Annotated in this window: 14 protein-coding genes; 10 read left to right on the forward strand and 4 right to left on the reverse strand. The window is 67.9% G+C overall.

The genetic code is table 11. The features are described from left to right. Nucleotides 1–7: 7 nt before the first annotated feature. Nucleotides 8–1,150: a TolB family protein gene (locus OV287_RS02725; RefSeq protein WP_267532395.1), complete on the forward strand. Its 1,143-nt coding sequence runs from the start codon at nucleotides 8–10 to the stop codon at nucleotides 1,148–1,150. Between the two features lie 142 nt (nucleotides 1,151–1,292). Here OV287_RS02725 and OV287_RS02730 read toward each other — a convergent pair whose 3' ends face one another. The 4 genes from OV287_RS02730 to OV287_RS02745 all read right to left on the reverse strand — a co-directional run bounded on the left by OV287_RS02730 (nucleotide 1,293) and on the right by OV287_RS02745 (nucleotide 5,734). Next, a complete protein-coding gene (locus OV287_RS02730; protein WP_267532396.1) occupies nucleotides 1,293–2,147 on the reverse strand; it encodes a carboxypeptidase-like regulatory domain-containing protein in 855 nt (284 codons plus the stop codon). A 182-nt stretch (nucleotides 2,148–2,329) separates the two neighbouring features. After that, nucleotides 2,330–3,748 carry a hypothetical protein gene (locus OV287_RS02735; protein ID WP_267532397.1) on the reverse strand — a complete coding sequence of 473 codons (1,419 nt, stop codon included), beginning with the start codon at nucleotides 3,746–3,748 and terminating at the stop codon, nucleotides 2,330–2,332. 136 nt (nucleotides 3,749–3,884) lie between these two features. Further along, nucleotides 3,885–4,556: a DsbA family oxidoreductase gene (locus OV287_RS02740; RefSeq protein WP_267532398.1), complete on the reverse strand. Its 672-nt coding sequence runs from the start codon at nucleotides 4,554–4,556 to the stop codon at nucleotides 3,885–3,887. A gap of 137 nt (nucleotides 4,557–4,693) precedes the next feature. After that, nucleotides 4,694–5,734 (reverse strand): ATP-grasp domain-containing protein, encoded by a 1,041-nt coding sequence (locus OV287_RS02745; RefSeq protein WP_267532399.1) that lies wholly within the window; start codon nucleotides 5,732–5,734, stop codon nucleotides 4,694–4,696. Between the two features lie 70 nt (nucleotides 5,735–5,804). Between OV287_RS02745 and OV287_RS02750 the strand changes: the two genes are divergently transcribed. The 9 genes from OV287_RS02750 (at nucleotide 5,805) to lepB (ending at nucleotide 19,173) form a co-directional block, all read left to right on the forward strand. Further along, nucleotides 5,805–7,256, forward strand: coding sequence for a sigma 54-interacting transcriptional regulator (locus OV287_RS02750; protein ID WP_267542278.1), 1,452 nt, complete (start codon nucleotides 5,805–5,807; stop codon nucleotides 7,254–7,256). Nucleotides 7,257–7,373: 117 nt separating this feature from the next. Beyond that, a complete protein-coding gene (locus OV287_RS02755) occupies nucleotides 7,374–8,189 on the forward strand; it encodes a TadE family protein (RefSeq protein ID WP_267532400.1) in 816 nt (271 codons plus the stop codon). Then, nucleotides 8,189–9,784, forward strand: coding sequence for a pilus assembly protein TadG-related protein (locus OV287_RS02760; RefSeq protein WP_267532401.1), 1,596 nt, complete (start codon nucleotides 8,189–8,191; stop codon nucleotides 9,782–9,784). The genes OV287_RS02755 and OV287_RS02760 overlap by 1 nt, the downstream gene beginning before the upstream one ends. Then, entirely contained in the window at nucleotides 9,778–10,731 is a 954-nt protein-coding gene (locus OV287_RS02765; protein ID WP_267532402.1) for a hypothetical protein, read from the forward strand. The genes OV287_RS02760 and OV287_RS02765 overlap by 7 nt, the downstream gene beginning before the upstream one ends. After that, entirely contained in the window at nucleotides 10,728–11,459 is a 732-nt protein-coding gene (locus tag OV287_RS02770; RefSeq protein ID WP_267532403.1) for a hypothetical protein, read from the forward strand. Before OV287_RS02765 ends, OV287_RS02770 begins: the two co-directional genes overlap by 4 nt. A 101-nt stretch (nucleotides 11,460–11,560) precedes the next feature. Further along, nucleotides 11,561–14,455 (forward strand): isoleucine--tRNA ligase, encoded by a 2,895-nt coding sequence (ileS, locus tag OV287_RS02775; protein ID WP_267532404.1) that lies wholly within the window; start codon nucleotides 11,561–11,563, stop codon nucleotides 14,453–14,455. Between the two features lie 176 nt (nucleotides 14,456–14,631). After that, nucleotides 14,632–17,262, forward strand: coding sequence for a hypothetical protein (locus tag OV287_RS02780; RefSeq protein ID WP_267532405.1), 2,631 nt, complete (start codon nucleotides 14,632–14,634; stop codon nucleotides 17,260–17,262). 166 nt (nucleotides 17,263–17,428) lie between these two features. Then, nucleotides 17,429–18,187 (forward strand): SDR family NAD(P)-dependent oxidoreductase, encoded by a 759-nt coding sequence (locus OV287_RS02785; RefSeq protein WP_267532406.1) that lies wholly within the window; start codon nucleotides 17,429–17,431, stop codon nucleotides 18,185–18,187. Nucleotides 18,188–18,231: 44 nt separating this feature from the next. Next, the gene (lepB, locus tag OV287_RS02790; RefSeq protein ID WP_267532407.1) at nucleotides 18,232–19,173 is read left to right on the forward strand and encodes a signal peptidase I; all 942 of its coding nucleotides are present in this window, start codon (nucleotides 18,232–18,234) and stop codon (nucleotides 19,171–19,173) included. Nucleotide 19,174 lies beyond the last annotated feature (1 nt).

The raw sequence follows: 19,174 nt of genomic DNA on the forward strand, positions 1-19,174 counted from the left end.
TGCTGTGATGACTCGGGACTTCGTGAAACAGACGTGGCGGGGTGGGGTGCGGCGGTTGGCCGTGCTCGCCCTGCTCGGGGCCGGATGCAAGGCGGGCACGTGTGGCTCGGCGTCCGGTTCCGGGCCCCTCTCCGAGGAGGAGCGGAGGGGGATGCCGGGAGTGATTGCCTTCGTGTCGGAGCGTGCGCCGCAGAAGGATGTGTGGCTGGTGCGGCCGACGGGAGAGCAGTCGCAACTGACACGAGGTCCCGAGGACGAGTACCCCGGCGCGCCGTCTCCGGATGGCGCGTCGTTGTTGGTGGTAGCGGCGGCGGAGGTGCAGGGGCTGCATGTGGAGCAGCTCCGGCTGGCGCCGCTGGATGGTGGACCGGTGGTGCTGCTGGCGCCGCCGCGAGGCCGGGCGCGCAACCCGAGCTGGTCGCCGGACGGAAGCTGGTTCGTGGCGGAGTCGGACGCGCAGAGCTTCAGCGACGTGGTGCGGCAGGCGCCGCGGGCGGACGCGGAGGTGATGCGGCTGACGCAGGCGCCCGAGGGCAACTTCGAGCCGAGCGTGTCTCCGGACGGGACGCAGGTGGCGTTCGTGTCCAGCCGCACGGGCGATCCAGAAATCTACGTGATGAAGGCGGACGGGACGGACGTGCGCCAATTGACGAACTTCCACATGGAGGACATGGCGCCGAAGTGGAGCCCGGACGGGAAGTGGATTGCGTTCCTGAGCGACCGGGAGGGGCGGGTGCGGGTGTTCGTGGTGAAGCCGGACGGGACGGGGATGCGGGCGGTGTCGGGCAGCCAGGTGACGGGGGAGGAGCGGGAGCCGGCGTGGAGCCCGGACGGGAAGAAGCTGGCGTTCGTGGGGCGGGCAAAGGACCAGAAGGCGCGCATCTGGGTGGCGGACATGGCGGGAGGGGAGCCGGTGGCGCTGACAGATGGGAAGAGCATCGATGACCAGCCGGCGTGGAGTCCGGATGGGAAGTACGTGGTGTACGTATCGGAGCGCACGGGAGACGTGGAGCTGTTCCTGATGCGGGCGAACGGGAGTGGCCAGACGCAGTTGACGAATTCGAAGGGAGCGGACTGGCTGCCGCGCTGGTTCGTGCCGAAGGCGCCGCTGCCGGCGGGACCGGGCGCGGGCCGAGCCGAGGGCACCTGAGCTTTCTCCGCTGAAGGGCGTCAGGGCCGTGGGGAACGTGAGGGTGCACCCGAGCCACCTTCCCCTCGCCCTCCGGGAGAGGGACGGGGTGAGGGTATCCGTCCCCCAGGTTCCCTCCTGAGAAGACCCCCGGGCTCAGAGCTCACGGAGGGTAGCTGCCTGGATACAGGGTGAGGACCAGCCCCATCCCCGAAGTGGCTCCTGCGCTGCGGGCCTGGTAGTCCGTGGAGCCCAAGATGGAGAGGCTGAAGGTCTCCGCTTCCGCGCCGGAGTGCACGTAGACGAAGAGTCCGGTGGCGCTCGTGGCGTCCTGGGCGGCGCCCTGGAAGTCCGGAGCAGGGTAGTAGATGCGGCGGAGGTCGCCGTGGTCGAGCACCACGCGGGCTCCGGCGACGGGCGCGCCCGAGGCATCCACCACGCGGCCGAGGACGAAGCCGGCCTCGCGCAGCGTGCGGGCCCGGTCCTGGGTATGGGCGCGAATCCACGGCTCTCCGATGGCGCGGGTGAGGGCATCGTGGAATGAGGTGGGCACCGCCCAGACGCGGGTGCCGATGATGTCGGTGCGTGGCCGGGTGCGGGTGAAGACGGTGTCGAAGACGACCGTGGAGCTGCGCACGAAGCCCTCGTGCTCGAAGCTGGCGGCGAGGCTCCGGTGGATGTCTCGCACGGGCACATCGGGCACGGCGAACGTACCCGCGGCGCCGATATCACCCCGGCCAAGGACGGAGTCCGCGTCGCTCACCCCAACGCGGAGCGGCTCCTCGATGATGAGGGGGAGCCCGTCGAGGGCAGGCACCGGTTGGCCTCGGGCTTCGAGCAGGCGTGCGGCCTCGGGGAAGACCTCGGCGTGACCGGAGACGGTGATGGCCAGGTGGTCGAGATCGACCATCGTGCTGTCACCGCGATCGACACCCGGATCCGGGTCCACGGGGCCGCCACAGGCCGCCAGTGCAATCCCGAGGAGAGTACAGCGGAGGACGAGACTCGGACGCTTCATGTCTGCGCGCCAAGATCTCCACGCCTCCGTGCATCGGCAATCCACCCCGGAGCCCCGGACGTTCCGTGGAGGACGGAACACTTCGCCACCAAGTGCTCACAGGTGGAAAACTCGAAGGGCCGCCCCTGCCTCATGTGAGGAAGGGAGCGGCCCTCGAGTCACGGACTGCTGGACGTTACGACCTACCTGCGACGGCCCCAGCCATTGCCGTTCCCGCCGCTGCTGCTGCTACCTCCGCTGCTGCCGCTGTTGCCACGCGGAGGAGGCGGGGCGCTGTTGCCGCCACCGCTGCTGCCACCACCGTTGCCCCAGCCGCCGCTGCTGCTGCCGCCGCTGTTGCCGCGGGAAGGAGGCGGGGAGCTCGGAGCGCTGCCGCCGCCGCCGCTGTTGCCACCACCGTTGCCCCAGCCGCCGCCACGAGGACGGTCATCATCGTCACGGCTGCCACCGCTGTTGCCACGGGGCGGGGGCGGGGAGCTCGGGGAGCTGCTGCCACCACCGCTGTTGCCGCCACCGTTGCCCCAGCCGCCGCCACGAGGACGGTCATCATCGTTGCCGCCGCCGTTGCCGCCGCCGTTGCCGCGGGGAGGAGGCGGGGTGCTGTTGCCGCCGCCGCTGTTGCCACCACCGTTGCCCCAGCCGCCGCCACGAGGAGGAGGCGAATCATTGCCATTGCCATTGCCCGGGTTGTTGGTGTGGCCGGGCGGGTTGCCCCCGCCGCCCTGTCCAGGCGGATTCCCACCGTGGCCCGGAGGCGTGCCGCCGTGGCCCGGCGGAGGGTTGTTGCCACCGCCGCTGTTGCCACCACCGTTGCCCCAGCCGCCGCCGTTGCCACCGCCATTGCCGTTGCCACCACCGTTGTCCCAGCCTCCGTCGGGACGGGGAGTGTCATTGCCGTTGTTGCCGCCGTTCGGGTTGCCGCTCGTCGGCGGACGCGTGCCGGTGCCGGTGCCCGGAGGAGGCGGCGGGCGCTGGGAGTTGCCCCAGCCGCCACCGCTCGAGGGCGGAGGATTCGGGTTACCCCAGCCGCCACCGCTCGTTGGCGGACGCGTGCCGGTGCCGGTGCCCGGAGGAGGCGAGGGCTGGTGGGAGTTGCCCCAGCCGCCGCTCGAAGGGGGAGGCCGGTTGCCGCCACCATTCACGGGCGAGGCGTCGTGCCCGTTGTCCCAGTTGGAGGGCCGGGGAGGCGGACGGTAGTTGCTGTAGACGTACACGTTCTGCCCGCGGTCCCAGCGGTACGAGCTGCCCGTGTACGAGTACGGGAAGTAGTCGTGGCTGTGGCGGCCATGCATGTAGCAATGGTGGCCGTCCGCGATCGGGTGGTAGTCGAGGTACCAGATGACCCGCGGGGCCCGGTAGACGTACACGTCCTCCGAGTACGTGTAGTCGTTGACCTCGGAGGGCGCGTAGCCGTGGACGTGGTTGTACGACTCGGTGCACCACCCGCCGTACGCGTCCGGGTGAGCACCCGAGTAGCGGTACTGGTAGACGGTGGCCGGGGGGGTGTTGTCCGAGTAGTAGCCGGGCTGGTGGTAGTGAGCGACACAGCCCGAGCCCATCACCAGGGCGGTTGGGACAGTGAGGAGCAGAAGGCGACGCATGGCGGTTCTCCGGGGCCGGCGGCGGGACACCGGCCCGCCCATTTCATCACGGTGAAGACAGGGAAGCAGACGGGCGGGCCGGAAAGATATTCAACACCTGTTTCCGGCATTTCCCCGAGCCCGGGCTCCAGCCGCGCTAGTGCACCACGCGATCGGACGAGCCGGCGCGTGGGGTGTGCAGCTTGCCAAGGCAGGTGAGGATGTGCTCGCGGTACTCGGTCACGTCGCGCAGGCCGCACACCATCCACCGGCCGGCGATGACGAGCGTGGGCACCCCGCGCACCCCGCGGCTGGAGGCCAGCTGGTGCTCGTCGAGGATGAGCTTGCGCGTGTCCTGCGAGTGGAACGCCGCCGAGAAGGGGCCCATGTTCAGGCCCACGCGGCTGGCCAGCTCGAAGATGACGTCCGTGCGGGTCACGTTGACGCCCTGCTCCAGCGCCGCCCGCTGCATGGCTCGCGCAAGGTAGCCCCTCGCCGCGGGGCCCTGCAGTCGCGCCGCCTCCAGCGCCGCCAGGGCCGGGATGCTGGTGCGCGGCGCGTCTCCGCCTTGCCACAGCTCCGTCGTCAGCAGCTTCGCCACCGGCTCCGGCTCCTGCTGGGCCCGGCGGACCTCTTCCGTCAGCCCGCGCAGCTCCTTCTCCGTGGGCCTCTTGTCATGGACGCGCAGCGGGTAGGGCCGTACGCGCCAACGAATGAGGTCTCCGAACTCCTGTTTCAGGGTTTCCAGCCGCAGGTCGGCCAGGTAGCACCAGGAGCACAGCACATCCTGGTAGACGGTGATCTGCAGCGGCTTGGGCAGGGGCTTCATGTGCGAGCGCCGCGAGATTACGAAGGTCGCGCTCCCACTGCCAATCCCCACTGACATTTTGACGGCGAGCCCATTCCCAGGAGGGCCAGGCAAGAGGCTCGTCTGCCCGCCTGCCCCGCGAGCGTCACGGCCGCGCGTCACACCACCTGTAACGGGTTTCCGGTCGCCGCGTGCGTCTTGGCCAGCACGAGCGCGTGGTCGACAATCGCCCCGGCGATGTCCTGCTTCGTTGCTCGCTCCAGGCCCTCGAAGCCTGGGCTGGAGTTGAGCTCCATCAGCCTCGGCCCCGCGCGGCCCTCGAGCATGTCCACGCCGGCGATCTCCAGGCCCAGCAGGTGCGAGGCCCGCACCGCCACCTCTATATAGGAGAAGGGCAGCTCCACCGGGTGGCCTTCGCCGCCGCGGTGGATGTTGGAGCGGAACTCGCCCTTCTTGGCCCGCCGCTGCATGGCGCCCACCACCTTGTCTCCCACCACCAGGGCGCGCACGTCCCGGCCCTTGCTCTCGGCGACGAACTCCTGGAGCACCACCTCCTGCCCCAGGTCCCAGAAGGTGTTGGTGATGGTCTGCACCTCCTGGAGCGAGTGGGCGATCATCACCCCCACCCCCTGGGTGCCGCGCAGCAGCTTGATGATGACGGGCAGCCCGCCCACTTCTTCCACCAGCTTGCGCACGTTGCTGCGGTCATGCGCCATCACCGTCCGGGGCACGTCCAGCCCGCCTCGGCACAAGAGCTGGAGCGCCCGCAGCTTGTCGCGGCTCTGGGAGATGGCGGCGGCGCCGTTGAGCACCGCCACGTTCATCATCTCGAAGTGCTTCACCACCGCCAGGCCGTAGCCGGTGATGGAGGCGCCGATGCGGGGGATGACGACGTCCACGCCCTTGATGTCCACCCCGCGATAGAGCATCCGCGGCTGGCCCGGGGCGAGCACCATGGTGCAGCGCAGGGTGTCCAGCACCAGGGGCCGGTGACCGCGCTGCTTGATGGCCTCCACCAGCCGCCGGGTGGAGTACAGGGACCGCTTTCGCGAGAGGATGACCACCGTCTGCTTGGCCCGGGTCCGGCGGGGGACGGGCGGGGCCGGGGGACCGGGCGGCGGTGGCTCGACGGGGCGAGCGGGGGCCTTCGGGCGGGCCCGGACGGGCGCCTTCTTGGACGAGACCTTCTTGGTGGGCATGGAAGGGCGGTAAGCCTACCACGGGAGGGGGGCAGGTGGCGTCGGCGGTGTTTGCTATCATCGGAAAATGATGAGCCCTCATGAACCGCACCCGGACGATGTCCTCACCAATCCGGGAGAGAACGGTCTCGACTCCATCGTCGCCCCTCCCGACGGTGGCATCGGCTCCGGCACCGAGGTGCTGGTGCTCGAGTCGCCGCGCACGACGCTCAAGCTGCGCAAGTGTCGGATTCAAGTGTCGGCCGGGCCGGACGAGGGCAAATCGCTCGCCTCCGACAAGGAGCGCCTGCGCTGTGGGGCCCACCCCACCAATGACCTGGTGCTCGCCGAGGACCGGACGGCCAGCCGTCACCACTTCGAGATCATCAACACCGAGCGGGGCTGGCTGCTGGTGGACCTCAACTCCACCAACGGCACCTTCCTGGATGGACGTCGAATCGAGCGCGCCTACCTCTCGGCCGGCGCCCAGATTCGTGCGGGCTCCTCCACGCTCTCCTTCGCCCCCATCGACGAGGAGGTGACGGTCGAGCCGGACCGCGAGGGCGAGCTGTGCGGGCTGGTGGGGCAGAGTGTGAAGATGCGGCAGGTCTTCGCGCTCATCAAGAAGATCGCCCCCATGGATGTGTCCGTCATCATTGGAGGCGAGACGGGCACGGGCAAGGAGCTGGTGGCGCAGGCCATCCACGAGCTGAGCGGGCGCAAGAAGGGGCCCATGGTGGTGCTGGACTGCGGCGCCATTCCGCCCAACCTCATCGAGAGCGAGCTGTTCGGCCACGAGAAGGGTTCCTTCACCGGGGCCATGGCGGCGCGGCCAGGCGCCTTCGAGCGGGCGCACGGGGGCACCATCTTCCTGGACGAGCTGGGGGAGCTGCGCTTCGACCTGCAGCCCAAGCTGTTGCGCGTGCTGGAGAACCGCGAAGTGCGGCGCGTGGGCGGCAACGACACCCTGGAAGTGGACTGCCGGGTGATCGCCGCCACCAACCGCGACCTCCCCAAGGAGATTGCGGCAGGCAACTTCCGCGAGGACCTCTTCTTCCGCCTGTCCGTCATCAACATCCAGCTTCCGCCGCTGCGCGAGCGGCGCGAGGACATTCCGCTGATCCTCAAGCGGGCGCTGGCGGACCCGGAGGTGCTGGCGCGCCAGGGGCGCAAGCGGATTTCGCCCGAGGCCCTGTCGCTGCTGATGGCCTATGCGTGGCCGGGCAACGTGCGCGAGCTGATGAACGTGCTCTCGCACGTGCTGGCCTTCAGCGACAGCGAGGAGGTGCTGCCCGAGAACCTGCCGCCCCGCGTGCGCGGCCAGCAGCGCGAGGGGCCGCTGCCCTTCAACGAGCACCTCACCTTCAAGGACGCCAAGGATCAGCTGCTGGAGAACTTCGAGCGCGAGTACGTCACCAGCGTCCTCACCCGCTGCGAGGGCAACCTCTCCCGCGCCGCCCGTGAAAGCGGTCTGCACCGCAAGTCCATCGAGCGCCTGGTGAAGAAGTACCAGCTCGACGCCAAGGGCATGAAGCCGCGATGACGCGGTGTGTTATCGAGTCCATTCATGGACAAATGTCGCAGCCGGGCAGCCAGGCGGTTGCCGCGGTCCAGTTGACCGATGGGAAGGTCAGCGCTGGAGTGTGACAAAGGCCCTGACATGAGTACCGACGAGTCCCACCCCCCCAGGGGACGCGAATCCGGTCAAGCGGCGGTGGAAGCCGCGCTGACGCTGCCGCTGGTCATCTTCCTCGTGTTGGGGACGCTGCAGCTTTTCATGATGCTGCAGGGGCGCATCATCGCCGAGTACGCCGCCTTCCAGGCGGTGCGAGCCGGCAGCCGCAATCACGGCGACTGCGTGCCCATGGTGCATGCGGCGCTGGCCGGACTGCTGCCCAGCGTGACGCCCTACCTGGGAGGCAGGGGCGGGGGCTCGGCGGCGGAGAAGCTGGCCTCGGCCTGGGCGGATCGGATTGGCTCCAGCCCCCAGAACCCGGACCCGAAATACGTGAGGGGCAGGGGACGGGATGGCAAGCACGACGGGCCCATCTTCTGGCTGGTGCGCGAGTCGCCCCGGGCCTCGGCCGTGGACAACCCGGAGGATCGCGACTTCGACCTGCCTCAAGGGGACGGCTCCCAGGCCATGCGCCTGGAAGTGCGCCTCGTCTATTGGTACCGGCTGCGCATCCCCTTCGCGGACTGGGTCATCAGCCGCATGCTGCTGGCCCACCTGGGGTTGAAGAACTACAACGCCACCAACCCGCTGATGCCGGCGGATGCCAAGGCCGGCTGGGAGCAGACCTCCCCGCGCGTGGCCAACCTGGATCCGCTCATTCGTGACGAGCTGCGCTCCCGGGTCAACTCCGGCCAGTACGTGTTCCCCATCCAGGCCACCTACGGCATGCGGATGATGACGCCCGCGCGCCGGGTGCACTTCGACCAGCAGAACTGCGCTTCCACGCCGGAGGGCCTGTGATGAGACGCCGAGGCCAGACCCTGGTGGTGTTCTCCCTCAGCCTGCTGCTGCTGGTGCTGATGGTGACCATGACGCTCTCCATTGGCGTGAAGGCCAAGGAGAAGATGGAGCTGCAGACGCTGGCGGATGCCGCGGCCTACTCCAACGCGGTGGCCACCGCGCGCGCCTTCAACTCCATCTCCCTGATGAACCGGGCGCTGATGGGGACCATGGTGGCGATGACGGGCGTGGAGAGCCTCATCTCCTGGAGCAGCTACTACCGCGCCTCCATCCACGGGGCCGCCAACGCCTACGACGTGCCCTTCGCGGCGTACGCGGCGATCGCCGCCGCGAGCTGCCCCAACCCCAGCGCCGCCGCGCTCTGCCGGTGCGCCACCCAGGCCATGGCGGACATCACCCAGACCCAGAACGATCTGCGGAATGAGGACAGCCAGCTCCGGAGTGATTGGGATCGTCTGGACGAGAGGGCCGGTAAGGAGGCGGCCTTGCTACAGATCTCCTCCATCGCGAGCGAGCAGAATGATGTCTACACCCAGCTCACCGAGAAGGTGATAGACGCGGGGCTCGCCAAGGCGCTCGTCGACGAGGCCAGGAAGGGCTCTCCGAACCGGTTCAAGGATGAGCTCTCGGCGGTGTCGCCCGGCGTCAACAAGCGGGAGCTGGAGGGCGAGTGGGGCTGCTCGGGAGAGGGCGCCGCCTGCAGCCGCCGCAACGCGGGCAGGAAGCTGCACTTCGTGGATGCCGCCATGGGCAGCCGCGGCTTCGGCTTCGTCACCGGGCGAGGGCAGGGTGCGCTCATCCAGGCGAAGCTGCAGCGCATCTTCAACCCCCGGGACACGCTCGTGAGCGTCACCAACTCGGGCAGTAGCTACTTCCCCGCCGAGGGTCGGAAGACGCACTCCGGGCCGACCATCGACGCCACCGAGGTGTGGGGCGATGACCATGGCACGGTGAGCCTCATCTTCAACCGGGGCCAGCCGCCGTGCCCGACGTCCATTCCCGGCACGGCCGGTGCCGATGCGCATGTTCGCAGCAATCACCTGGACGACAGGGGGGACCAGCACCAGTGGACCGGCGGCAGCGACTCCGAAGCGTCCACCTGGCACACCATGGGCTCGTGCACGCAGTGCCCGGGCATCTGGCCCTCGCACATGGACTACAACTACCGCCTGGTGACGCGCGAGGCGGACAACTGGGGCCAGCCCAAGAACTACGCCGTCATCCGGCGCGACCTCAAGGAGCGCCCCATCAAACGCGCGGACCCGTGGAACCTGCTGTTCCGCTTCCGCTTCTCCTCGGGCAGCTCGGGGGTGGAGTTCGACAACCGCGGCATCGAGCTGTCCCCGGCCAATGGCGGCACGGACATCTCCAAGGCCACGGCGCTCTCCGCGGGCATCACCTACTACAAGCGCGCGGGGGACTTCTGGCGGGAGCCGCCCAACTTCCTCAATCCCTTCTGGCGGGCCACGCTCGTGTCGGCCCACGTGGACGACCAGGGGAGGAACCAGGACGTGAAGTCGTCGCTCGACGCGGCCGCGCCGTTCGCCGGCGACGTCTACGAGGCGCTCAAGAGGAAGGGGTACGAGGGATGGTAAGGCTCCGCGGCAGGGCATCGGAGCGTGGCCAGGGCACCACGGAGCTGGCGCTCGGGCTGCTGCTCTTCGTCACGGTGCTCATCTTCGGCATCCACTTCGCCGAGATTGGCTATCTGTCCCTCAAGGTGCAGGAGTCGGCCACCAGCGCCTTGTGGGACACCACCAGCGCGAAGATGCACGAGCTGCCGAGGAACTTCGACCCGCTCACCCAGCTCATCGAGTCGGACAAGCCGGGCCAGCTCGCCACCGAGCGCTACCAGGACTTCGACGGGCGCACCTCGAAGCAGGGCCGGGCCCGGGTGGTCCAGGTCTTCACCTCGGCCGAGGGCTTGAACGTCACCTGCAGCGCGGCCAACGCCATCTCCTTCGCGCCCTCCGAGTCCACCAACGTCAACGTCTACAGGAACGTGGGCGGGATGAGCTGCAACGCCGAGGCGCAGCTCTCCCCCGTGCAGAAGTTCACCCGCCGCTTCCTGGACCGGGGACAGGGCGCGTTCTTCGATGTCCCCCACTATGCTGCGGGAGCCATCCCCGTGTGCGCCCTGGGCCGCGCGAAGAACGGCCAGTGCGCCGGTGGCTTTGGCATCCTCCTGGATGATTGGGCACTGTCCAGCGAAGCCGAGTCCCGGGAGTGCGTGCTGCTCAACTGTGCCAACACGGCCTATTACGACTCCGCCGAGGCGGTCTTCCGGCACAGCAAACACTACCAGGTGAACGGCGACTCGCAGGCCCTGGCGAGCAACATCGTGGGCGCCGCCCCCATCAATCCGGGCAGGTTCTGGATGAGCTTCCGGGGCATGGGCAGTGGCTTCCTGGAGCGGGAGCCCGGCGGCGACAGCGACACGAACGACTGGGAGACGACTCCGGGCAGGAACAGCCGCACCACGGAGTACAACACCTCCTTCAACAACCGGCAGACGTGCTTCCTGGGGAACAAGTGCCCGTGAGCTTCCGGGCTGGCGCGCTGCTGCTGGCGGTGCTGTGGAGCGCGGGCATCGCGTCCGCGGGGCAGCCCACGGCCTTTACCTGGGATGTGCCCCGGGTGCTGGAGTCGGTGGAGGTGCCGGGGGTGATGCGGGCCGACGGCATCCCGGTGAAGCTGCGCTCGGTGAAGAGCGCCGAGAAGCCCCAGGTCATCCTCCAGCACCTGGTGAACCGCTTCGAGGCGGCGGGCTTCTACATTCCCCCGGACAAGCACCGCACCCAGTGGTTCGCCGAGCCGCAGCTCACCGCGCTGGATACGGATCGGCTCATCTCCTACACCTTCGTGCTGCAGCCCAACCCGGATGGCACCACCACGGTGATTCTGGGCGAGGCCAACCTGGGCATGGCCCGGCGCGAGCAGGCCGCCTTCGCCCCCGTCTTCCCCGGGGGGACGGACCTGATGCAGAGCGAGATGGAGGGCGCTCGCACGATGACGTACCTGGCTTCGGCGGAGCCGCAGAAGGTGCGGGACTTCTACCTGGCGGAGCTGCGTGGGGCGGGCTACGCCGAGCTGGACGCCGGGACGTGGCGCCGGGGCGGCGAGGAGCTGCGGGTGTCGGTGCGCCCGGTCAAGGAGGGCCGCGTGGCGGTCATCGTCCTGCGCCGCATGACCGTCGAGGACACGATGGAGTCGGCCGTCCGGGAAGGCCCACAGCCTGTCAGCTCGAAGGCCGAGCCAGCCAGGCGCTGAGCCGCCCCAGAGGGACTCCTCCGCGGGACCGTTGCTGGAGATGCGACGGTCGCTCGCTTGCGGATTGAAGCGCCTGCGGGCCCATGTTACGGCCGGAGGTCATGAGCGACACCGGCGCACCCCCGAAGGACTACAAGGACTCGGTCAATCTCCCGAAGACGGACTTCCCCATGAAGGGGAACCTGGCCCAGCTCGAGCCGAAGATGCTCGGCTGGTGGGCGGAGAAGGACATTTGGGGGAAGATTCTCGAGCGGCGCGCGAAGGCCGAGCCCTTCGTGCTGACGGATGGGCCCCCGTACGCCAACGGCCACATCCACGCGGGCCACGCGCTCAACAAGATCCTCAAAGACATCGTGGTGAAGTACCGCAACCTGGCCGGCCGCAAGTGCGACTACATCCCCGGCTGGGACACCCATGGTCTGCCGATTGAGCAGGCGGTGGAGAAGCGGCTGAAGGACAAGAAGATCGACAAGCGCACGCTGGACCGGGAGTCCTTCCTGGAGCAGTGCCGCGCGTACGCGATGGAGTTCATCGACATCCAGCGCTCGGAGTTCAAGCGCCTGGGCATCCTCGGTGACTGGGACCACCCGTACCGCACGCTCGACTTCTCCTACGAGGCGCAGGAAATCAGGGAGCTGGCCTCGTTCGCGAAGCGGGGCATGCTCTACCGGCGCAAGAAGCCGGTGTATTTCTGCGTGTACGACCAGACGGCGCTGGCCGAGGCCGAGGTGGAGTACGAGGACCACGCGAGCCCGTCTGTGTACGTGGCGTTCCCCGCGGGCCCCGAGGTGGCCGAGAAGGTGCCGGCGCTGAAGGGGAAGAACGTCTCCTTCGTCATCTGGACCACGACGCCCTGGACGCTGCCGGCCAACCTGGCCATCGCGATGAACGCCGAATACGAGTACGTGTTCTACACGCTCGGCGAGCGCGTCATCTGTGTGGCGAAGGACCTGTTGCCCAAGGTGCTGGCCGAGGTGAAGGCGGACGAGCTGGCGGTGAAGAGCGCGAAGCTGCCGGGCGGCGAGGAGGTCGCGGCGGCCTCGCTGGTGGACCCCGAGCGGATCGTGGCCTACGCGCGCGGAGACGAGCTGGAGGGCTGCACCTACCGGCACTTCTTCTACGAGCGGCAGGGGCGAATCATCCTGGGCGAGCACGTGACGCTGGAGGCCGGTACGGGCCTGGTGCACACGGCGCCGGGGCACGGCCAGGAGGACTACGAGGTGGGCCTGAAGTACGGGCTCGACATCTACAACCCGGTGCGCCAGGACGGCCGCTACGACGAGAGCGTGGGCGAGTGGCTGGTGGGCAAGAAGGTCTTCGAGGCCAATCCCATCATCGTCGATGCACTGGCTGAGAAGGGCGTGCTGCTCAACGACAAGGGCGACAAGGTCGAGCACAGCTATCCGCACTGCTGGCGCTGCCACAACCCGGTCATCCTCAGCGCGACGTACCAGTGGTTCATCCCGCTGGACAAGCCGCTGAAGGGCGAGAAGACGTACCGCCAGCAGGTGCTGGACGAGGTGGACAAGGTGCAGTGGGTGCCCTCGTGGGGGCACAGCCGCATCCGGGGCATGCTAGAGACGCGGCCGGACTGGTGCATCAGCCGCCAGCGCACGTGGGGCGTGCCGATTCCCATCGCCTACTGCGAGGGATGCGAGGAGTCGGTCATCTCCGCGGAGCTGATGGAGAAGGTGGCGGCGGCGGTGGAGAAGGAGGGCGCGGGCGTGTGGTACCGCACGCCGGTGAAGGAGTTCCTGCCCGCGGGCTACAAGTGCCAGAAGTGCGGCAAGACGGAGTTCCGCCGCGAGACGGACATCCTGGACGTGTGGTTCGACTCGGCGTGCGCGTTCAGCGCGGTGTCCGATCGGCGGCAGCGGGTGCCTGCGGACCTGTTCCTGGAGGGCAGCGACCAGCACCGCGGTTGGTTCCACTCGTCCATCCTGGTGGCGGTGGGCACGCGCGACATGTCGCCCTACAAGGCGTGCCTGACGCACGGCTTCGTGGTGGACGGCAAGGGCGAGAAGATGAGCAAGAGCCAGGGCAACGTGGTGGCCCCGGAGAAGCTCATCCAGCAGTACGGCGCGGAGGTGCTGCGCCTGTGGGTGGCGAGCAGCGACTACCGCAACGACGTGCGGCTGTCGGATCAGATCATGAAGGGCCTGAGCGAGGGATACCGGAAGATCCGCAACACCATCCGGTACGCGCTGAGCAACCTGTACGACTTCGATCCGGCGAAGGACGCGGTGGCGGCGGACAAGTTGCTGCCACTGGACACGTGGGCGAGGGGCCGGCTGGCGGAGGTGGTGGCGCGGGTGCGCAAGGCGTACGACGCCTACGAGTTCCACCTGGTGTACGCGACGGTGGTGGACTTCTGCGCGGGTGACCTGTCGGCGGTGTACTTCGACATCCTGAAGGACCGGCTGTACACGACGAAGGCGACGGGGCATGCGCGGCGCAGCGCGCAGACGGTGCTGCACGAGGTGGCGACGGTGCTGCTGCAACTGCTGGCACCGGTGATGAGCTTCACCGCGGAAGAGGCGTGGCAGTACCTGCCTGGGACGAAGGCCGAGAGCGTGTACCTGACGGACTTCCCGGAGCCGGCGGTGAAGCCGGACCCGGCACTGTCCGAGCGATACGAGAAGCTCTTCGCGGTGCGCAGCGCGGTGCAGGGCCTGCTGGAGGCGGCGCGGCGGGACAAGCTGATCGGCGCGTCGCTGGAGGCGCGGGTGGTGCTGAGCGCGAGCGGCAAGGCGCTGGAGTTCCTCAAGGCGAACGTGGCGGAGCTGCCGGGGCTGCTGATCGTGAGCCAGGTGGAACTGGCGAACGCGGCGGGCGAGAAGGCACAGGCGTTGAACGTGGCGCAGGTGCTGGGCGAGGAAGTGAAGGCGGAGGTGCTGTCGGCGAAGGGCGAGAAGTGCCCGCGCTGCTGGACCTACTCCGAGAAGGTCGCCGCTGGCGCCTCGGTCTGTGAGAAGTGCCAGGACGCGCTGAGCTGAGCTGAGCGCGCAGCCGGGCGCCAATCGCTGACATCAACCCCTCTCTCCCTTTGGGGAGAGGGGGGCGTGCCACACGCGGCGTGCTTGACCGTGGGACGGAGCGTACGTGAGGCCGCTTCGGATCGCGCAGTCGCTGCCCTTACCAGTTGCTGGCATGTAGGTATGCTGCGTCCCGCATGCCCGCCAACCACTTCCAGCGGATCCACGCCTTCTATCACGAGCTGCCCAGGCACTTCTGTGCGCAACTCCGTCTCGCCGTGGAGGCGCGCTCGGCCCCGGATGAGTTCAGCTGCCATTGCACGCTGCTCGAGTCGTTGACGACGTACCTCAACGATTTGAGCAACAGCGTTTATCTCGACCGGGCGCTCGATCAGGCGAATGAGGCACTCGAGGCCAAGCTGCGCGGTATGGATCGCGCGTTGTCCTTCGGTCACCGGATCGGCAGCCTTCGTGATTTCGCGCGGCTCGAGGCAGACATCCAGAAACGGATTCCCGAGCTCGCACAGATCCTGACTGCCAAGACGCTGCCAAAGGAATGTGTCCGGGCCACCAAGAGCTTCCAGGCCATCAAGGAGGCGCGCGACAAATTCCACATCCCTCCGTCCAGGATTCTCGAGTACGTCAGGGCGAATGTGGAGCCCGACGACGACAAACTCGGTCGCGGGACACTCGATGCGTTCCTCTCGGTCGTCGTCGATTTCCGCAACAAGGGAGTGGGGCATCGCTCGGAAGAGACTTGGTTTCCCCAGGACTCCCAATTCTTTCTGCTGCTTAACGGCTTCCTCGCACCGGCGCTGGATGCACTGCTCTCCTGGGAGCCGCTCCAGGCGGTTCTCACCCGGTACGAGACCGTCGAGGCGGAACTCGACACCCTCGCTGGCAATGCATGCGTCGTGCGGCGCCCGGAACTGCTCGAGGGCAGGCTTCCGCTGCGCCCCTCGCGGATGAGCCTGCAGCCCCACCAACGGCCCGAGGGGAGGTACCTCGCGAGACGCACTCACGACAGCAGCCTGCTCGAGGCCGTTGTCCCCTTCCACTCCTTCCCGAAGACGCTCCAGAGCCCTGAGCAGCTCTACCAGCGATACCGCCGCGAGTTTCTCTCCCACTACCTGGACAAGGGGGTCATCACCCCGAGCCAGCGGCGCGACGAGCTCGACGTACGGGTGAAGAAGCTGGTGCTCTCCGAGGAGCGGGTGCGGGCTGATGAGCGCGAGTTCCAGCAGTTGGTCGCCGCCTGCTCGAACGCAACCGACAAGGAGGGACAGGACGCCGCGCGGCAGCAACTCGAGCGCCTGCTCGGCCCCGAGTGGGTTCACGTCCAGGATCGCGTCAAGACGTTGCTCGACCAGCTCCCCACGCGGCGCAAGGACTACATCTATCACGCCATTGAGAACGCTTTCGTGATGAGCTTCGCTCAGCTCAAAGCAGAGAGCGAGCTGTCCGAGCCCGAACTCGAGAGGGTGCTCGAAGAACTCGAGCGCGAGCGGAAGATCCGGACGCTGAACGCGGGTGACAGCTACGGGGGCCGCAATCAAGCCTTGTTCAAGCTCCACGACCCGTCGAGACCCGATGGGTTCCGCTCCATCCTCCAGCAGCTTGAGAAGACGGCCTCTCCCAGGAGGAAACACCCAGAGCTCGTGTGGAAGCTCGTCTCTCTCTGCGGCAAGCTCCTGTCCGACGACGGCTTCCCCGAGCTGCAGAGCGAAGTGCAGGCGCTCCGCTCTTGCTTCGAGGACGTCGGGACTCAGCAGGGACCGGACGACGAGCGCTCCGCTGATGACGCCCTGTCGGAGCTCTCGCTGCAGATCAACGGGAGGGATGTCCAGGCGCCCACGGTTCGCGCGCTCCTCGAACAGGTCTGGAAGGAGCTCCAGGCCCAGAACATCGACGTGTCCGCGTCCGTTCCGTTTCTTATCGGCAAGACGCGCTACCTCGTCAGCGACCGGCCGTTCCACGCCAACGGCAAGCCCTTCGTCATCCCCATTCCGCTCGGCGGGTATGTCTTCGAGGGGAGCCTGACGCGCGCCCAGGCGCTCAATGAGATCATCCGCTTCCTGGAGAAATCGGGCGTGAAGGCGACCTCGTCGAACGTGGAGGTCGAGTACGAGTCCTCGGAGGAAGCGCTCGACGACTCGACGTCCGAATCCGACGAGCGGCTTGGCATCATCATTCGCGATGCGACCGGCGCGGAGGAGGAGGTCTCCGGACCGACGGTACGGAGCTTTTACAGCAAGCTGCTGTCCTATCTACTTGAGCACCAGTACGACCTCTCCGAGGTTGCACCCATCCGGGTTGGGCGGATCCGCTATGTGCTCGCGGAGGAGCCGTATCACGCGAACGGCAGGCGCTTCCAATCGACCATCTCCCGGGATGGGTATTACATGGAGACGGACTACACCCACGCCCTGGGGGTGAAGGTCGCGCTTGAGGTCTGCAAGACGCTCGGCATCTATGCCGTCCCGCTCTCGCAGGAGGACAATGGTCAGGTCGAGCTGGAACTGGACCTGGGTAAGCGTACGGTACGCGGCAGCAGCGTACCGGAGTTCTTCACGGCCGCTGTGAGGGCGCTCTATGACGAGGGTCTACTGACCGAGAAGGACATCCCCTATAAATCGGGCCGGTTGCGTTACTTCATCTCCTCGATCCCGGTACACGTTCATGGCCGGGAGTTCATCAGCCCGGTCGAGGTGAGCTTGGGCGGCGCCACGTACTACATCGAATCGAACACCAGCCGGACCAACGCGCGCGAGTTCATCCAGAAGCTCTTCACCTCCTGCTCGGCCCCCGCACCCGAGACCACGGCATAGGGCGCGCGCATCTACTCATTGCTTCAGCACCTCAGGCGCGAGCACGAGCGAGCTTCGGCCCTGGGTCGTGAACCCCATGTAGACCCGTGGTCGCTTGCGCGAGCGTGTCCCCCAGAGTGACATGAGTTCACCACGGCATGGGTGCGTGGCCTGCAGGGGAGAACACATGCGTTTCGCGGGGAAATCGGCGCTGGTCACGGGAGGGAGCGAGGGGATTGGCTTCGCGATCGCAGCGGGGCTCGTCGAGGAAGGCGCGCGGGTGGTGCTGGTGGCCCGGCGTGAGGAGAAGCTCGAAGAGGCGGTGCGGAAGCTGGGGCCCCACGCCTCGTACGTGGTGGGGGACGCCGCGAGCCAGGAGACGGCCGAGCGGGCGGTGGAAGCAGCGCTGAGCCGCCATGGCGGGCTGGACCTGCTCGTGAACAACGCGGGCATCCTCCGGCCCGGACTGATCGGCGAGATGTCTCTGGAGGACGTGGACGCGATGCTCGCGGTGAACGTGCGCGCGGCGGTGGTGTTCACCAACGCGGCCGTGAAGGTGCTGAGCGGGCGCAAAGGTGCTGCCATCCTGAACATCTCGTCGGCAGCGGGGCGCCGCCCCTTGCCGAACATCTCCATGTACGGAGCGACGAAGGCGGCGGTGCAACACCTGACCCAGACGTGGGCCATCGAGCTGGCCTCGCGTGGGATTCGCGTGAACTGCCTTTGCCCGGGAGCCACGGGGACACCGGCCTTCAACGCCGTGAAGCAGCTGGTTCCGGGCTTCGAGGAGCAGACGCTCGAGAAGAGCCTCATCAAGCGCGTGGCCCCTCCCGAGGAGCTCGCGCGGCATGCCCTGACGCTGCTCGATGAGAAGGATGGCGGCTTCGTGACAGGCGCCATCTGGGACGTGGATGGCGGCTACCAGCTCAACCGCTTCATGGATTGAGCACCTTCAGGCAGGCTTCTCTCCCCATCGAGTCAAGGAGCCCCATGTCGACCCCTGCCCCGAAAGTCTCCCGCTGGCGCCGCTTCTTGGCGGTGGTGCTGAGCATTTCCCCAGGCAGCGGCCATGTGCTGTTGGGGCGGTGGTGGCGGGGCGGGGCGTGGATGGGCGCGGTGCTGCTGATGCAGGCCTCTCTGCCGCTCACGGGCTTCCCGGGGTTCGTGCTCATGCTCGGGATGTTCGTGGGCTCGGCGGTGGATGCCGCGAGACTCCCGCCCAGGGAGGAGGGTGTGCCGAAGGTGGGGTGGGTGCTTCTGGGGCTGGTGTGTTGGTGGTTTGTGATTGGCAACGTGGGGAGGGCGACACGGTGGGTGTTGGCCGAGCCTTTCAGTATGTCCTCCAGCGTGATGTCGCCGACGCTGCAGGTGGGGGACCAGTTCTACACAGACAAGACCGTGGGGGACCCGTTGCGGTGGCGGGCATTGGAGAGGGGAGAGGTCATCGTCTTTAAGGCTCCGCCGCAGCCCGGGCAGAACTTCGTCATGCGGGCGGTGGCGCTGGCGGGAGAGAGTGTGATGATCCGGGGCGGCCAGCTTCACCTCGGCGGAAAGCCGGTGGTGAGGACACCGCTCGGGGGTTGTGAGGGATTGGGGCTCGAGCGGACCGGAAGCGCCTGCCGGAGGTACGAGGAGACGCTGGGCGGGCACGGCTATGAAGTGCTCCTCGAGGAGTCCCCCGGCGCCTGGTCGTTCGACTTCCCGTCCGCGAACGGCGCTTGCCCGCGGGGCATGGAGACTCGCGGGGACGGATGCGTGGTGCCGGAGGGGCACGTCTTCGTGCTCGGGGACAACCGCGAGAACTCCTTCGACTCGCGCTCCTGGGGGCCGCTGCCGGTGGGAGAGGTGGTGTCGGCGGTTCGCTTCATCCACTTCTCGTGGACGCCCGAGAGCGGCGTGCGCTGGGAACGGCTCGGCACCCGGGTGCGCTGAA

This window comes from Archangium lansingense (assembly GCF_026626635.1).
In the GTDB taxonomy this organism is placed as follows: domain Bacteria; phylum Myxococcota; class Myxococcia; order Myxococcales; family Myxococcaceae; genus Archangium; species Archangium lansingense.

What these genes read in the sequence shown, in the direction of transcription:
- OV287_RS02725 (WP_267532395.1), top strand. Translation starts at nt 8, where the DNA reads ATGACTCGGGACTTCGTGAAACAGACGTGGCGGGGTGGGGTGCGGCGG.
- OV287_RS02730 (WP_267532396.1), bottom strand. Translation starts at nt 2,147, where the DNA reads ATGAAGCGTCCGAGTCTCGTCCTCCGCTGTACTCTCCTCGGGATTGCA.
- OV287_RS02735 (WP_267532397.1), bottom strand. Translation starts at nt 3,748, where the DNA reads ATGCGTCGCCTTCTGCTCCTCACTGTCCCAACCGCCCTGGTGATGGGC.
- OV287_RS02740 (WP_267532398.1), bottom strand. Translation starts at nt 4,556, where the DNA reads ATGAAGCCCCTGCCCAAGCCGCTGCAGATCACCGTCTACCAGGATGTG.
- OV287_RS02745 (WP_267532399.1), bottom strand. Translation starts at nt 5,734, where the DNA reads ATGCCCACCAAGAAGGTCTCGTCCAAGAAGGCGCCCGTCCGGGCCCGC.
- OV287_RS02750 (WP_267542278.1), top strand. Translation starts at nt 5,805, where the DNA reads ATGAGCCCTCATGAACCGCACCCGGACGATGTCCTCACCAATCCGGGA.
- OV287_RS02755 (WP_267532400.1), top strand. Translation starts at nt 7,374, where the DNA reads ATGAGTACCGACGAGTCCCACCCCCCCAGGGGACGCGAATCCGGTCAA.
- OV287_RS02760 (WP_267532401.1), top strand. Translation starts at nt 8,189, where the DNA reads ATGAGACGCCGAGGCCAGACCCTGGTGGTGTTCTCCCTCAGCCTGCTG.
- OV287_RS02765 (WP_267532402.1), top strand. Translation starts at nt 9,778, where the DNA reads ATGGTAAGGCTCCGCGGCAGGGCATCGGAGCGTGGCCAGGGCACCACG.
- ileS (WP_267532404.1), top strand. Translation starts at nt 11,561, where the DNA reads ATGAGCGACACCGGCGCACCCCCGAAGGACTACAAGGACTCGGTCAAT.
- OV287_RS02780 (WP_267532405.1), top strand. Translation starts at nt 14,632, where the DNA reads ATGCCCGCCAACCACTTCCAGCGGATCCACGCCTTCTATCACGAGCTG.
- OV287_RS02785 (WP_267532406.1), top strand. Translation starts at nt 17,429, where the DNA reads ATGCGTTTCGCGGGGAAATCGGCGCTGGTCACGGGAGGGAGCGAGGGG.
- lepB (WP_267532407.1), top strand. Translation starts at nt 18,232, where the DNA reads ATGTCGACCCCTGCCCCGAAAGTCTCCCGCTGGCGCCGCTTCTTGGCG.